Genomic DNA, 14,913 nt, shown 5'->3' with positions numbered 1-14,913 from the left:
ACATGCGCGAGCAGCTATCTAAACAGGAGCAAATCATGACTTCCATCTTGATCCGGGGCGGCACCGTGGTGAACGCCGACCGCGCCTTCCGGGCCGATGTGCTGACGCAGAACGGCCGCATCGCCGCCGTCGGCGAAGCGCTGGACGCGCCCGCCGGCGCCACGGTCATCGACGCCGGCGGCCAGTACGTCATGCCCGGCGGCATCGACCCGCACACCCACATGCAGCTGCCCTTCATGGGCACGGTGACGATGGACGATTTTTTCACCGGCACGGCGGCGGGGCTGGCGGGCGGCACCACCAGCATCATCGACTTCGTGATTCCCAGCCCGCAGCAGCCGCTGATGGACGCCTACCAGACCTGGCGCGGCTGGGCCGAGAAATCCGCCAGCGACTATGGCTTTCACGTCGCCGTCACCTGGTGGGACGAGTCGGTGCGGCGCGACATGGGTACGCTGGTGGAGCAGGAAGGCATCAACAGCTTCAAGCATTTCATGGCCTACAAGAACGCCATCATGTGCGACGACGAAACGCTGGTGAACAGCTTCAAGCGCTGCCTCGAACTCGGCGCCATGCCCACGGTGCATGCCGAAAACGGCGAGCTGGTGTTCATGCTGCAAAAGGAAGTCGCCGCGATGGGCATCACCGGCCCCGAAGGCCACCCGCTGTCGCGCCCGCCGATGGTCGAGGCCGAAGCGGCCAACCGCGCCATTGCGATTGCCGACGTGCTCAATGTGCCGATCTACGTCGTGCATGTCTCGTGCGTCGAGGCGCTGGACGCCATTTCACGCGCCAGAGCCCGTGGCCAGCGCGTCTATGGCGAGGTGCTGGCCGGGCACCTGGTGGTCGATGACAGCGTGTACCGCCACCCCGACTTCGCCACCGCCGCCGCGCACGTCATGAGCCCGCCTTTCCGGCCAAAAGCCAACCAGGAATTCCTCTGGCGCGGCCTGCAGGCGGGCAACCTGCACACCACCGCCACCGACCACTGCACCTTCTGCGCCGCGCAAAAAGCCGCCGGCAAGGACGATTTCGCCAGGATTCCGAACGGCTGCGGCGGCGTCGAGGAACGGCTGGCCGTGATCTGGGACGCAGGCGTGAACACCGGGCGCCTGACGCCCAGCGAGTTCGTCGCCATCACCTCGGCCAACACCGCCAAATTGTTCAACCTTTACCCGCAAAAAGGCAGCGTGTCGGTCGGGGCGGACGCCGATCTGGTGGTCTGGGACCCCGAAGGCACCAAAACCCTGTCGGCCAAGACCCAGCACAGCAAAGGCGACTTCAACATCTTTGAAGGCCGCACCGTGCGCGGCATCCCCAGCCACACGCTCAGCCAGGGCGAACTGGTCTTTGTGCAGGGCGATTTGCGCGCCGTGCAGGGCAAGGGCCGCTATATAAAGCGCCCAGCCTTCGGCCCAAATTTCGCGGCGGCCAAGCTGCGCGCAGAAGCGTTGGCGCCGACTGCGGTGCTGCGCTGAACCCCCGATGGCACACCCATAAGCGTTACCCTCCCCGCATCCTGTCATCCCGGGCTTGACCCGGGATCCATGGATTGCGGGTCCCCGGATCAGGTCCGGGGCAGGCTCAGCCCGCAATGACAGCCAGAACAGACCGAACAGCCCTGACAACCCAACCCTTCTGGAAAACCTCATGGACACTGCAACCCGCATCGACATTGACAGCCTGCGCATCAACGGCGACCGCCTGTGGGCATCGCTCATGGAGCTGGCAAAAATCGGCGCCACGCCCAAGGGCGGCGTCTGCCGGCTCACCCTGACCGACCTCGACAAGCAGGGCCGCGACCTGGTGATCGGCTGGGCGAAGGACGCCGGATTGACCATCACCATCGACAAGATCGGCAACGGCTTCATGCGCCGCGCCGGCCGCAACAATGCTTTGGCGCCCATCATCACCGGCAGCCACATCGACACCCAGCCCACGGGCGGCAAGTTCGACGGCAACTATGGCGTGCTGGCCGGCATCGAAGTCGTGCGCACGCTGAACGACCACGGCATCGAGACCGAAGCGCCGATCGAGGTCGCCTTCTGGACCAACGAGGAAGGCTCGCGCTTCGTGCCGGTGATGATGGGCTCGGGCGTGTTCGCCAAGGCCTTCACGCTGGAACACGCCTACGCTGCCACGGACACCGAAGGCAAGACCGTGAAGGACGAGCTGGCGCGCATCGGCTACATCGGCGAACAGGAGCCGGGCGACCACCCCATCGGCGCCTACTTTGAAACCCACATCGAGCAAGGCCCGGTGCTCGAAGACAACGACAAGACGATTGGCGTGGTGCAGGGCGTGCTGGGCATCCGCTGGTTCGACTGCACGGTGACCGGCATGGAAGCGCACGCCGGCCCGACGCCGATGGCGCTGCGCAAGGACGCGCTGCAGGTCGCCACGCACCTGATGCAGGACGTGGTGGCCAGCGCGCTGCGCCACCCGCCGCACGGGCGCGGCACCGTGGGCATGGTGCAGGTGTTCCCGAACAGCCGCAACGTGATTCCGGGCCGGGTGAAGTTCAGCATCGACCTGCGCAACGCCACCGACGCGCTGGTCGATGAAATGGCCGGCGAGGTCAAGGCCTGCGCCGCCCGCCTGAGCGCGCAAACCGGGCTGGCGATTCACATTGAGCTGGTGTCGAGCTACTCCGCCATCGGCTTTCACCCCGACTGCGTGGACGCCGTGGCCAGGGCCGCCGCCAGGCTGGGCTATTCGAATATGCACGCCGTGTCGGGCGCAGGCCACGACGCGGTGTACATGGCCCAGCTCGCCCCCAGCGGCATGATCTTCATCCCGTGCAAGGACGGCATCAGCCACAACGAGATCGAAGACGCCAAGCCCGAACACATCACGGCGGGCTGCAATGTGCTGCTGCACGCGATGCTGGAGCGGGCTGGGGTTTGAGGGAAGGCTTTACGGCATCGGTTTGATGCTTTTTAGGCCGTTTGCGCAGGCTGTACGGGCGCAGGCAGCTATTTATTTAATAGCGTATTGGATGATCTGGATACGCCTACTGGGAAGTGGAGCTTTCAGGCGTTGGACGGCTGTTGCGGTGGCGTTGCTGCCGGTTGCGCAAGCGTGGTAGAGGTATGCGGATGGGAGTTTGAACGGCAGCAAAAGACACATAGCGGGCGCACAGTTTTTCTATCTGCCCGCTCCAAACCAGTCACTCCCAACAGTGTTTGTGGTTTCGCCCATCGTTAAATTGAGGGGCGCGCCGCTGTTGGGGGTCCGTGTTCATCGGCGGGTTAGACCTGTGCTTGCGTAAGACGAATATCGACTTCTCGGTCGACGTATTTCCATTCCTCTGACGCACGCAGTTCGGAAAGCAGCCTGTTGAACTCAACCTCATGAATTGGCGCGTATTCGAACCAATTCAGAAAATCGAACGGTTCATTCTCTGAGAGGTCGCGGCAGTGGTGGAGCTTGCGCGCTACTGCAGGCAAATACTGAAGCCCGATTTGGATGTGCTTCGACTGTTCGAAAACGCTCCGGCGTTCGTCTTGCGTGAGCTCCCACCAAGCTGCGTTCTTCCGGATCGGTATTAGTGCAGCGCACGTTGCTTCTGGGCGCGCCAGACCTTGCTGCTTCGCTACAATTTCATTCTTCTCTGCGCGCATGACATATCGTTCATTGCTGGTTATTCCACGAAGTATCCAGGGTGCATTGGTTTCAGACTGCACCTCTGAAGCGGATATGACGTTGAGCCTTTTGGCTTCAGGCAGGGGCTCGCCAACTCTGGTTTCGGCCCTGACAATCCGCCAAGGGCCAATGTCTGCGCCGACGAATGCAAATAATCGTGTATTCATTTCAACCTTTCGTGTTGAGGTCTAAAGTAGAGCTAACCGGCGCTGCGCGGCTTTATCGCGCAGCGTCCAGCGACTGAAAGGAGCGCGGTTGAGCGCCGGATTAGGTTTCATTCACGTACCCTCGCTCCAGTGCATCGCCTTGGTTTTCGAATATGGCCATAGGGGTGCTCATTCTCTTGAAGCCGAACTTCTTGTAGAACGGCTCCCTGCCTGGCACGGCGTACAGGATTATTTTCTTGTGACCGCTCGATAATCTCACAAGATTGGAAACGATCTGATTGCCAAGGCCAAGGCCCTGATGACTTGGTAAGAGGGCAACTTCGCATATATACGAACAGTCAACCCCACCCGCGAGGGCTCGGCCAACGCCCACAAGCTTACCCTCCTCGTATGCGAAGCACTTGAACATACTGTTCGTGAACGCGATTCTCAGACCGTCGGGAGTCTTGTTTCCAAGGGGTGCGGCACGATAGAGCGCGGCAAGTTCGTTCCAGTCGAGACTGTCGATCGAGTATGGCCAGACTAGCGGCATTGAGCGCTCCTTCTGAAACCTAACATGCGAGTACCCACACCATCCGCCATCCACCGGCTGATTGCGAACTTTCGCGGGATAGATCAAGAGGTTCCCCCATGCATGCGCTGGAACTGAACAAGGCCTTTACCCTGATGGAATCGGGGCCTGTCGTGCTGGTGACGACCCATGATGGGCAGAAGGACAACATCATGACGATCTCCTGGACCATGGTGATGGATTTCACGCCGGTCTTTGCCATCACCACGGGGGCATGGAACCACTCTTACGCGGCGCTGAAAAAGAACAGGGAATGCGTCATTGCCATTCCCACGGTGGACATGCTGGACACGGTGGTCGGCATCGGGACGTGCTCGGGGCAGGACACGGACAAGTTTGCCAAGTTCAAGCTCACGCCTGTGCCGGGCAAATTCGTCAGGCCGCCCTTGATCCGCGAGTGCCTGGCCAACATCGAGTGCAAGGTCATCGACATCGTTGAAAAGCACAACATCGTCGTGCTGCAGGCCGTTGCCGCTTACCTCGACACCACGCGCAAGGAGAAGCGCATGCTTCATGCCGTGGGTGACGGAACCTTCATTGTTGACGGGCGCAAACTGGACCGCAGGAAGATGATGGCGTCCAAGCTGCCGGACGCTGTCTGGACTCAGGCCACGCGCTGACCCCGCCCATTACCTGCCGGCCGACGCCAATGGCGCTGCGACGCGGCGTACATGGCCCAGCTCACGCTTCTTCGGCCACGCCGCCGATCCGCTCCCTAAGCTCGCTCAGCGGTGCTGATCGGACTGTTCATGACCTTTTACATGAAGCCGAAAATGGATCGCCTGCGCCAGGCGGCGGCACAGCCGGTTTTTTGAATCAAATCGCCCTCTTGCGCACGTCTGGCATGCGCAAGCAGCTATTAATTCAATAGCATTAACGGTCAGGCGACTAGCGTGCAGGCCAGCGTGGTCAGGACGAAGCCGGGCTAACCAGCCGCCTGTCGCCACCGGCCGGAATCCGGACACACACTGGCCAGCGCGCCGTTGCGCCAGACTTGTTCATCCCCCAGCAGCAAAGCGGTCGAAGGGTCGATGTCGAAGGCGATCCGAAGTGCGTTCCCAAGAGTCGCATCCTCGACGGGAAGCTCCCAGGTCAGGAAGACCTGCGTGCAATCCCGGTCGGCGGGAAAGTCGTCCGCCCCAAAGCCGCTACTGCCCCGCGCGATAACGCCGTGCGGCTGGCCCGTGTCGAATATCACCACTGTGCCCCGGACCAGCGGGATTCGATGGCCGGTACACGGGAAATGCAGGTCCTGCCCCCGGTCCTCGCCCAGAAACAGATTGCAAAAGGCCGCAGCGCCATACTGCGCGCCGTCATGGTGGTACTTCGCGCCCCGGCAGGCCATCAGGGCCACGTCGCACGAGGCCAGCATGTCGGTCAGGCCCAGCGTTCGCGTCCAGTCGGACACCGCCTGCACGCAGCGCCGGTAGTCGGGCCAGCGCATGTGTGCCCGCGCCAGGGGCAGTGCCTCGACGTCTCCGGGCGCCAGGACGAGGCGCTGCGAGGTTTCCCTTTGCCAGTCCGCCACCAGCCTTGCCGGGGGCGCGGGAACGTCGAGCGTGCCCGAGAGCACGACATCGCTCACGCTTCGGCTGCGGATGGCCTCGCCGCTCCAGAAATACGAGGTCAGGCGGTTTTGCGCAGAATGGCCAGAAGCCGGAACTTTCATGCCAGCCCGCAGCCCCGCAAGATCAGCGACACCGCATGCTCGGTGGCCCGCGCATGCGCTTCGGGCGCCAGGCTTGGCGTGCCCAGCACGGCGCTGGCCTGCACCTCGAAATCGGCATAGGTCTGGGTTGACGCCCAGATGGTGAAAAACAGGTGCGTGGCATCGACCGGCGCCATGCGCCCGGCATCGATCCAGCCCTGGATGACGGCGGCCTTCTCGCGCACCATAGGGCCGAGTTCGGCCACCAGCAACTCGCCCAGCACCGGCGCGCCGTGCAGCAACTCGTTGGCGAACACGCGCGAGGCATGCGGCCGCTGGGCCGACAGCGCCATCTTGGCGCGGATGTAATGCTCGATGGCCTGGCGCGGGTCGGCCTCTGGCGTGATGCCGTGGGTCGGCACCAGCCAGTCGTCCAGCGTGCGCGCCAGTACGCGCCGGTACAAGGCCTGCTTGCTGCCGAAGTAGTAATGCAGGTTGGCCTTGGGCAGACCGGAGGCCTCGGCAATCGAGGCCATGGTCGCGCCGCCAAAGCCGGCGCCGGCAAAGACACGCTCGGCGGCCGCCAGGATCAGCGCTTCATTGGCCTGGCGGATGGCGCCTTTGGCGCTGTCATCAGCGGGCGGCGGGGAAGGCGGCGGATTCATCATGGCGAGCCCATTTTATGAGGGGCAAGTCCCACGCCCCGGATGGCCGCCAGCCGATGGCGCACGTTCGAAAAAAAAGCCGCCCGGTCGTCACCGGGCGGCTTCGAGCCCGAAGGCTCGTTCATGGAAAGGCGGCGTGCTTACTTCGACACGACCCGCGCCATTTCCAGGCACTTGTTCGAATAACCCCATTCGTTGTCGTACCAGGCAACGATCTTGACGAAGGTGCCGTCCAGCGCAATGCTGGCGTCGGCGTCAAAGATCGAGGTGCGGGTGTCGCCACGGAAGTCGGTGGCGACGACCTTGTCTTCGGTGTAGCCGAGCACGCCCTTGAGTGCGCCCTCGCTTTGCGCTTTCATCTCGGCGCAGATTTCCTTCAGCGTCGCTTCGCTGTTCAGCTCGCATGTCAGGTCAACCACCGACACGTCGCTGGTCGGCACGCGGAAAGACATGCCGGTGAGCTTCTTGTTCAGCTCGGGAATCACCACGCCGACGGCCTTGGCCGCGCCGGTGGACGAAGGAATGATGTTTTCCAGGATGCCGCGTCCGCCGCGCCAGTCCTTGTTGCTCGGGCCGTCAACGGTCTTTTGCGTAGCGGTGGCCGCATGCACGGTGGTCATCAGGCCGCGCTTGATGCCCCACTTGTCGTTCAGCACCTTGGCGACGGGCGCTAGGCAATTGGTGGTGCAGCTGGCGTTGCTGATGATGGCCTGGCCAGCATACGTGCTGTCGTTCACGCCGAAGACGAACATCGGCGTGTCGTCTTTCGACGGCGCCGAGAAGATCACCTTCTTCGCGCCGGCGGCCAGGTGTTTTTCACCAGCGGCCTTGTCCAGGAACAGGCCGGTGGCTTCCAGCACCACGTCGGCGCCGACCTCGGCCCACTTCAGGTTCAGCGGGTCGCGCTCCTGCGTCAGGCGGATGCGCTTGCCGTTGACGATCAGGGTGTTGCCCTCGACCGAAACCTCGCCCTTGAAGCGGCCATGCACCGAGTCGTACTGCAGCATGTAGGCCAGGTACTCTGGCTCGAGCAGGTCGTTGATCGCGACGATCTCGATGTCGCTGAAATTCTGCACGGCGGCGCGCAACACGTTGCGGCCGATGCGGCCGAAGCCGTTGATACCCATCTTGATCGTCATTTGCTTTAGCTCCAGTTGGTTAACTTGCAACCCCCCCGGCCAAACGGGCCGGAACGGCACTTACTTTTTACGCAGCACCTTGCGCACGGTCGCCACCACGTTGTCAGGCGTGAAGCCGAAGTGCTTGAACAGCACGCCGGCCGGCGCCGACTCGCCGAAGGTGTCGATGCCGATGACGGCGGCGCAGCCGTATTTCCACCAGCCGTCGGTCACGCCCATTTCCACGGCGATGCGCGGGATGCCTTCGGGCAGGATTTTCGACTTGTAGGCCGCGTCCTGGCGGTCAAACGTGGTGTTGCTCGGCATGGAGACCACGCGCACCGCGATTTTCTGCGCCGCCAGCAGTTCCTGCGCCTTCAGCGCCAGCTGCACTTCGGAGCCGGTGGCGATGATGACGGCCTGGGCCTTTTTCTTCAGGCCGACCTCGGCCGGCTCGGCCAGCACGTAGGCGCCCTTGCTGATCTGGCCGACGTCGTCTTTCGGCGCATACGGCAGGTTCTGGCGGCTCAGCAGCAGCGCCGTCGGGCGGGTCTTGTTCTGCAGCGCCACGGCCCAGGCCACGGCGGTTTCAGCCGTGTCGCCCGGACGCCAGACGTCCAGGTTCGGGATCAGGCGCAGGCTGGCGGCATGCTCGATCGACTGGTGCGTCGGGCCGTCCTCGCCCAGGCCGATCGAGTCGTGCGTGAACACATGCACCACGCGCAGCTTCATCAGCGCGGCCATGCGGATGGCGTTGCGCGAGTAGTCGCTGAAGGTCAAAAAGGTGCCGCCGTAGGGAATGAAGCCGCCATGCAGCGCCACGCCGTTCATGATCGCGGCCATGCCGAATTCGCGCACGCCGTAGTTGATGTGGCGCCCGCCGACCAGGCTGCCGTTGACAGCCTCGGTCTGCACCACGCCGCCATTGGCGTCAAAGCGCAGGCTGGGCGTGGAATGGGTGTTGGTCAGGTTCGAGCCGGTCAGGTCGGCCGAGCCGCCGAGCAGCTCGGGCAGGCCGGCGGTGAACGATTCCAGCGCCAGCTGCGACGCCTTGCGCGAGGCCACGGTTTCGGCCTTGGTGTGCGCGGCGACGACGGTATCGACGGCCAGCTGCGAAAAGCTTTTCGGCAGCTCGCCCTGCATGCGGCGAACGAATTCAGCCGCCAGCTCGGGATGGGCCTTGGTGTAGGCGGCGAACTTCTTGTCCCAGGCGGCCTCGGCCTTGCCGCCCTTGACCTTGGCGTCCCAGGCGGCGTAGGTTTCCTTGGGCATATCAAACGGCGTATGCGGCCAGTTGATGGCGGTGCGCGTGAGGCCGATTTCCTCGGCACCCAGTGGTTCGCCGTGGGCTTTGGAAGTGTTGGCGCGGTTCGGCGAACCCTTGCCGATGTGCGTCTTGCAGACGATCAGCGTCGGCTTGTCGATGCTGCTTTTGGCGCCAGCAATGGCGGCCGACACGGCGGCGGCATCATGGCCGTCCACCGCGTCAATCACGTTCCAGCCGCAGGCGGCAAAGCGCATCGGCGTGTTGTCGATGAACCAGGGCGCGACCTGGCCGTCGATGGAAATGCCGTTGTCGTCGTACAGCGCGATCAGCTTGTTCAGCTTCCAAGCGCCGGCCAGCGCGATGGCTTCGTGGCTGATGCCTTCCATCAGGCAGCCGTCGCCCATGAACACAAAGGTGTGGTGGTCCACGATGGTGTGCTCAAGCTTGCCCACGGTGCGGTTGAATTCGCTGGCCAGCAGCTTTTCAGCCAGCGCCATGCCGACGGCGTTGGTCAGGCCCTGGCCGAGCGGGCCGGTGGTGGTCTCGATGCCGGGCGTCACGTCCACTTCGGGGTGGCCGGGGGTCTTGGAGCCGATCTGGCGGAAGTTTTTCAGCTCGCTGATCGGCAGGTCGTAGCCGGTCAGGTGCAGCACCGAATAGATCAGCATCGACGCATGGCCGTTGCTCAGCACGAAGCGGTCGCGGTTCATCCAGTGCGGGTTGGCGGGGTTGTGCCGGAGGTGGTCGCCCCAGAGCGCAACGGCCATGTCGGCCATGCCCATGGGGGCGCCGGGGTGACCCGAGTTGGCTTGTTGTACGGCGTCCATTGCGAGTGCGCGTATCGCATTCGCCATCATTTCGTTTTTGGCCATCAGGCTAAGCTCCGGAAGGTTCGGTAGTCAAGGTAATCCGGCATTTTAACGGCCGATGCGCGGGCGGCCCTTTGGCGCCGCTTTGCGCAGTGCCGCAACAGCGGCGGTGGTAAATGCCCTAAAGTCGTGTTCATGCAAACACAGCACCTCTGCGCAAGCACTTCATTCCGCCGCGTCCACCGGCCATTCGGGGTGCGCAAATGAGCCCGCCAATCCCGGCCATGATCCTGGCCGCCGGGCGCGGCGAGCGCATGCGTCCGCTGACCGACGACTGCCCCAAGCCGCTGCTCCAGGTTCAGGGCAAGGCGCTGATCGACTGGCATGTGGAAGCGCTGGCGCGCGGCGGCGTTCACGAGCTGGTCGTCAACACCGCCTGGCTGGGCGAGCAGATTTCAAGTCATTTAGACCTTTTGCGCACTACCGGCGGGCATGAGCAGCTATCATTTTCATACTCGCACGAAGGCGAAGATTTTGGCTACGCGCTGGAAACCGCTGGCGGCATTGCGCGGGCGCTGCCGCTGCTGGGCGACGTGTTCTGGCTGCTGGCCGCCGATGTGTTCGTGCCCGGTTTTGAATTCTCGGCAGAAGCCGCCGACCGTTTCATCGCCGGCGACAAGCTGGCCCACCTGTGGCTGGTGCCCAATCCGCCGCACAACCCGCGCGGCGATTTCGGCCTGGGCGCAGGCGGCCTGGCGCTCAACCTGGCAGCCGCCGACGCGGCGCCGCGCCACACCTACAGCACCATCGGCCTGTACCGGCGCGAGCTGTTCGGCAGCCTGCCCTTTGGCAATTCGCCCGGACTGGCGGTCGCGCTGGCGCCGCTGCTGCGCGCGGCGATGGACCGCCGCCAGGTCAGCGCCGAGCTTTATCTGGGCGCCTGGACCGATGTCGGCACGCCCGAGCGGCTGGCCGAACTGAATCAACATTTTCCGAACTGAAAGCATCCCGCCCCATGAGCACCCTTCTGAATCCTTCCGCCGTTTATGCCAAACGCCGCGCCGCCATTGGCCGCGCCCTGGTCAAGGCCGGCGGCGGCGTGGCCGTGCTGCCCACCGCGCCCGAGCTGGCGCGCAACCGCGACTGCGACTTTCCCTATCGCCACGACAGCTATTTTTACTACCTCACCGGCTTCAGCGAGCCCGGCGCCTGGCTGGTGATCGAGGCCAGCGGCAAAACCGTCAAGAGCACGCTGTTTTGCCGGCCCAAGGACCTGGAGCGCGAGATCTGGGACGGCATCCGGCTTGGCCCCGACGCAGCACCGGCGCAGTTGGGCGTCGATGCCGCCTTCAGCCTGGACACGCTCGACGACAAGATGCCCGACCTGCTGGCCAACCAGCCCGCCGTGTGGTTTCCCTTCGCCACGCACAAGGGCCTGGAAACGCAGGTCGATGGCTGGCTCAACAAGGTGCGCGCCAGGGTGCGCCTGGGCGCCGAATGCCCGCAAAGCCAGCACGACCTGTGCAGGCTGCTCGACGAGATGCGGCTGGTCAAGGACGCGCATGAAATCGCGATTTTGCGGCGCGCCGGCGCCATTTCAGCCGGTGGCCATGTGCGCGCCATGCAGACCTCGGCGGCGATGCTGCGCAATGGCGTGAAAGGCGGCCTGCGCGAATACCACCTCGAAGCCGAACTGCTGCACGAGTTCCGCCGCCACGGCTCCGAATTTCCGGCCTACACCAGCATCGTCGCCGCCGGGGCCAATGCCTGCGTGCTGCATTACCGCGCCGGCAACGCAGAACTGAAACCCGGCCAGCTGTGCCTGATCGACGCCGGCTGCGAGCTGGAGGGTTACGCCAGCGACATCACGCGCACCTTTCCGGCCGACGGAAAATTCACCCCGGCGCAGCGCATCCTCTACGACATCGTGCAGGCGTCGCAGGAGGCGGCCATAGCCGCCACCCGGCCGGGCAAGCGTTTCATCGACCCGCACAACGCCGCCACGCGCGTGCTCATCGAAGGCATGCTGGACACCGGCCTGCTGGCCAGGGCCAAGCACGGCAGCGTCGATGACGTGCTCGAATCGGGCGCCTACCGCCAGTTCTACATGCACCGCACCGGCCACTGGATGGGCATGGACGTGCATGACTGCGGCGACTACACCGAGCCCGGCAGCTCGCCGCAGCCCGAAAAAGACGCCTTGGGGCAGATGGTCATGCGCAAGCCGTCGCGCATCCTCAAACCCGGCATGGTGCTGACCATCGAGCCCGGCCTGTACGTTCGCCCGGCCAAGGGCGTGCCGAAGAAATTCTGGGACATCGGCATCCGCATCGAGGACGATGCGCTGGTCACCGCCAAAGGCTGCGAGCTGATGACGCGCGGCGTTCCGGTGAAGGCCGACGAGATCGAGGCCTTGATGCGCGGCTGACCTGCGCCTGCCGCCGGGCCGTGGCGACGCACGCCCTAAAATCAGCCATGAAAACTTTTATCCGATTCTTCTTTAAAACCGTGCGCGTCGTCCTGGGCCCGGTGGTGGTGCTCAAGGAAACGCTCACCCGGCCCCGGGGCGTGGTGCGCATCCAGGCCGCGCAAGACAAGGTCAACCGGCAATGCAAGTCGCTGACGCTGTACCAGTACAAGACCTGCCCGTTTTGCAGCAAGGTCCGGCAGGAAATGAGCCGCCTGTCGCTGAACATCCAGCGCATCGACGCGCAGCCCGCCGGCCCCGACCGGCAGGCCTTGCTCAAGGGCGGCGGCCAGGCCAAGGTGCCCTGCCTGAAGATCACCGACAAGGCCGGCAAAAGCGAGTGGCTTTACGACTCGGACAAGATCATTGCCTACCTGCGGGAGCGGTTCGTGGCGGCTTGAGGGCGGGCAGGCACGGTATCTGCGCGCAGGCAGGCTTGCGCTGGACGTTCTGCCCGTCAACAAGCTGCCAGCCACCGGACGCTACAGCCTGCAAAACCGCCTGATTTGTGGCCAAAACCTTGACGACGGCTTTGACGGCTGGAGCGGCGCGGCGCACATCGACTGGCCCGGTCAGCCCGTGGCGCTGGAACTTTCATCAAACGATGCCGGTTATTTCCAGGTGTACTCGCCGGTCGGGGGCGGATTTTTCGCGGTAGCGCCGGGTTGTAAGGCGGGCACTTTTAAGCAGTACAAATCACCATACTTTTATATGGCCGTTTGTACCTGCCCGTTTTAATCTTCTTTCCCATGACCAAGGCGCACTTTGAGTGGGACGAGAACAAGGATGCAAAAAACCAGAAGAAGCACGGCGTCGCTTTTTCGCTGGCGCAATATGCCATTGCCGATGCACATCGCGTGATTGCCGAAGATCTCATGCACAGCACCAGCGAAAAACGTTATTTTTGCTTTAACGCCGTGGATGGCGGAATACTCACGGTGCGGTTTACCTGGCGCGGCGGTGTCATTCGCATCTTTGGTGCCGGTTACTGGCGAAAAGGAAGGGCTATTTATGAGCAGGAAAATCAAATACAGCGATGAGCCGATGGAAGCCCAGCTTATTCAGGATTTTCTTCCGCCTCCCGAGGAACTGGCGTTCCGCGAGGAAGGTGTCAAGGTGACGCTGGCGCTGAGCAAAAAGAGCGTGGATTTTTTCAAGGCCGAGGCGGGAAAGCATCACACGCAGTACCAGCGGATGATCAGGAAACTCATCGGCAGCTATGTCGATGCGTATTCAAAGCCGGATGGTTCTGGCTCAAGGTGAATGCGGCGGGTGGTGACGGGGTGAGGGTTAGGTCAGCTTCTTTGCTTTGGCTGCTTGATTTATTGAGCAAAAGTGGCTTTAGCGCACGGCTTATACCAATCCCGACAGACAAAGAACCAAAGCCAGCGATCGGAGTCTGAGACATATTGGCTCTCGCAGGAGGTTACGAAAATGTTATCTCAGCACATCATTGATCAGCTGCAGCCCTATGATTTCGACCGACTGGCCCACAAGGAAAAGGATGGGCGCCGGCGACTGCGCCTGATCGCGCTGGCGCACCTAAAGGACGGCAAGAGCTATACCGAAGTGGCGGCTGCATTGCGCGTGACCCGCCACGCCGTCATGCGCTGGGTGCAGTGGTTTAGCGCTGGCGGCGTGGCCCGTCTGGCCGGTCTGCCGCACGACTGGAGCACGCAGCGCCTTGCCAAAGCACAGGAGGAAGCGTTTCGCCAGGCGGTCGAGCAACTGCAGGGCGAACGCGGCGGCGGTCGGGTGCGGGGCGAAGACATCCGCCAGTTGCTGGCCGGGCAGTTTGGCGTGGCCTACAGCCTGAACGGTGTGTATGACCTGATGAAGCGCCTGGGGCTGGTATGGATTTCGGCCCGCGCCGTCAGTCCCTACGCCGATCTGGTTGCACAAGCCGAATTCAAAAAAAAACTTCGTCCAGGAAGTCGCCGCAACGCTGCCGCCAGGCGTTGCGCCTGAACAGGTGGACATCTGGTTCCAGGATGAAATGCGCATCGGCCAGCGCGGCACGCAAACGCGCCTGTGGGCGCGCAAGGGAACGCGGCCCCGGGTGGTGCGCCAGCAGCAGTCCGAATCGGCGTACATCTTTGGGGCCGTCTGTCCACGGCAGGACAGTGCCATCGGTCTGGTCATGCCGCACGCCAATACCGAGGCGATGAGCCATCATCTGCAGGTCCTGAGCGAAGCGGTGCCTGCGGGACGCCATGCCGTGCTGGTGCTGGACCGCGCGGGATGGCACACCACGCCCAAACTGCCGCAGTTCCCGAACGTTTCATTGTTGCCGCTGCCAGCGGGGTCGCCCGAGCTCAACCCGGCCGAGCAGGTGTGGGCGCAACTACGCGACCGGCACTTGGCCAACCGCTGCTACGACGGCTACGAGCAGATTGTTGACGCCTGCTGCGACGCCTGGAATGCCTTCACGCAAATCCCTGGCGCCATCCGCTCTTTGTGCTCCCGCAGCTGGGCAGTGCTGCCCTCGGCTTCGGTTATTTCATGACACGGGATTGGTATTACGTACGCAGGTAGCTATTTATTTTTAGCGCTAGA

The 14,913-nt window shown here is 63.3% G+C and carries 16 protein-coding genes; 10 read left to right on the top strand and 6 right to left on the bottom strand.

The features are described from left to right. Window positions 1–35 precede the first annotated feature (35 nt). Together hydA and EC86_RS0116655 are read left to right on the top strand one after the other, a co-directional pair. Entirely contained in the window at window positions 36–1,478 is a 1,443-nt protein-coding gene (hydA, locus tag EC86_RS0116660) for a dihydropyrimidinase (RefSeq protein ID WP_029526908.1), read from the top strand. Between the two features lie 172 nt (window positions 1,479–1,650). After that, window positions 1,651–2,907 carry a Zn-dependent hydrolase gene (locus tag EC86_RS0116655; protein ID WP_029526907.1) on the top strand — a complete coding sequence of 419 codons (1,257 nt, stop codon included), beginning with the start codon at window positions 1,651–1,653 and terminating at the stop codon, window positions 2,905–2,907. A gap of 344 nt (window positions 2,908–3,251) precedes the next feature. Here the strand turns inward: EC86_RS0116655 and EC86_RS0116650 are convergent, their stop codons facing one another. Both EC86_RS0116650 and EC86_RS0116645 read right to left on the bottom strand, forming a co-directional pair. Beyond that, the gene (locus tag EC86_RS0116650; protein ID WP_029526906.1) at window positions 3,252–3,812 is read right to left on the bottom strand and encodes a chlorite dismutase family protein; all 561 of its coding nucleotides are present in this window, start codon (window positions 3,810–3,812) and stop codon (window positions 3,252–3,254) included. A gap of 100 nt (window positions 3,813–3,912) precedes the next feature. Next, window positions 3,913–4,344, bottom strand: a complete 432-nt coding sequence (locus EC86_RS0116645) for a GNAT family N-acetyltransferase (RefSeq protein WP_029526904.1) — start codon at window positions 4,342–4,344, stop codon at window positions 3,913–3,915. Between the two features lie 98 nt (window positions 4,345–4,442). Between EC86_RS0116645 and EC86_RS0116640 the strand changes: the two genes are divergently transcribed. Next, the gene (locus tag EC86_RS0116640; RefSeq protein ID WP_029526903.1) at window positions 4,443–5,003 is read left to right on the top strand and encodes a flavin reductase family protein; all 561 of its coding nucleotides are present in this window, start codon (window positions 4,443–4,445) and stop codon (window positions 5,001–5,003) included. A 305-nt stretch (window positions 5,004–5,308) separates the two neighbouring features. Here the strand turns inward: EC86_RS0116640 and EC86_RS0116630 are convergent, their stop codons facing one another. From EC86_RS0116630 to tkt, 4 genes are all read right to left on the bottom strand, one after another. Then, entirely contained in the window at window positions 5,309–6,052 is a 744-nt protein-coding gene (locus tag EC86_RS0116630) for a hypothetical protein (RefSeq protein WP_029526902.1), read from the bottom strand. Beyond that, entirely contained in the window at window positions 6,049–6,699 is a 651-nt protein-coding gene (locus tag EC86_RS0116625; RefSeq protein ID WP_408633906.1) for a TetR/AcrR family transcriptional regulator, read from the bottom strand. The genes EC86_RS0116630 and EC86_RS0116625 overlap by 4 nt, the downstream gene beginning before the upstream one ends. 137 nt (window positions 6,700–6,836) lie before the next feature. Continuing rightward, window positions 6,837–7,835: a type I glyceraldehyde-3-phosphate dehydrogenase gene (gap, locus tag EC86_RS0116620; RefSeq protein ID WP_029526900.1), complete on the bottom strand. Its 999-nt coding sequence runs from the start codon at window positions 7,833–7,835 to the stop codon at window positions 6,837–6,839. 60 nt (window positions 7,836–7,895) lie between these two features. Next, window positions 7,896–9,953 carry a transketolase gene (tkt, locus tag EC86_RS0116615; protein WP_029526899.1) on the bottom strand — a complete coding sequence of 686 codons (2,058 nt, stop codon included), beginning with the start codon at window positions 9,951–9,953 and terminating at the stop codon, window positions 7,896–7,898. A gap of 200 nt (window positions 9,954–10,153) precedes the next feature. On the opposite strand from tkt, the gene EC86_RS0116610 reads away from it, so the two are divergent. From EC86_RS0116610 to EC86_RS0116575, 7 genes are all read left to right on the top strand, one after another. Then, window positions 10,154–10,891, top strand: a complete 738-nt coding sequence (locus tag EC86_RS0116610; RefSeq protein ID WP_029526898.1) for a nucleotidyltransferase family protein — start codon at window positions 10,154–10,156, stop codon at window positions 10,889–10,891. A 14-nt stretch (window positions 10,892–10,905) separates the two neighbouring features. Next, on the top strand, window positions 10,906–12,318 hold the full coding sequence (locus tag EC86_RS0116605) for an aminopeptidase P N-terminal domain-containing protein (protein WP_029526897.1): 1,413 nt from the start codon (window positions 10,906–10,908) through the stop codon (window positions 12,316–12,318). A gap of 47 nt (window positions 12,319–12,365) precedes the next feature. Beyond that, the gene (locus EC86_RS0116600) at window positions 12,366–12,758 is read left to right on the top strand and encodes a glutathione S-transferase N-terminal domain-containing protein (RefSeq protein ID WP_029526896.1); all 393 of its coding nucleotides are present in this window, start codon (window positions 12,366–12,368) and stop codon (window positions 12,756–12,758) included. A gap of 348 nt (window positions 12,759–13,106) precedes the next feature. Then, window positions 13,107–13,397: a BrnT family toxin gene (locus tag EC86_RS0116590; RefSeq protein WP_029526894.1), complete on the top strand. Its 291-nt coding sequence runs from the start codon at window positions 13,107–13,109 to the stop codon at window positions 13,395–13,397. After that, window positions 13,369–13,620 carry a hypothetical protein gene (locus tag EC86_RS0116585; RefSeq protein ID WP_029526893.1) on the top strand — a complete coding sequence of 84 codons (252 nt, stop codon included), beginning with the start codon at window positions 13,369–13,371 and terminating at the stop codon, window positions 13,618–13,620. The genes EC86_RS0116590 and EC86_RS0116585 overlap by 29 nt, the downstream gene beginning before the upstream one ends. A gap of 171 nt (window positions 13,621–13,791) precedes the next feature. Next, window positions 13,792–14,325: a helix-turn-helix domain-containing protein gene (locus EC86_RS0116580; RefSeq protein ID WP_029525659.1), complete on the top strand. Its 534-nt coding sequence runs from the start codon at window positions 13,792–13,794 to the stop codon at window positions 14,323–14,325. Continuing rightward, a complete protein-coding gene (locus tag EC86_RS0116575; protein ID WP_198026741.1) occupies window positions 14,252–14,863 on the top strand; it encodes an IS630 family transposase in 612 nt (203 codons plus the stop codon). The genes EC86_RS0116580 and EC86_RS0116575 overlap by 74 nt, the downstream gene beginning before the upstream one ends. The last annotated feature ends 50 nt before the right edge of the window (window positions 14,864–14,913 follow it).

The sequence above is a fragment of the Polaromonas glacialis genome (genome assembly GCF_000709345.1).
Taxonomy (GTDB): Bacteria; Pseudomonadota; Gammaproteobacteria; order Burkholderiales; family Burkholderiaceae_C; genus Polaromonas; species Polaromonas glacialis.
This window is presented reverse-complemented; position numbering and strand designations above follow the sequence as displayed.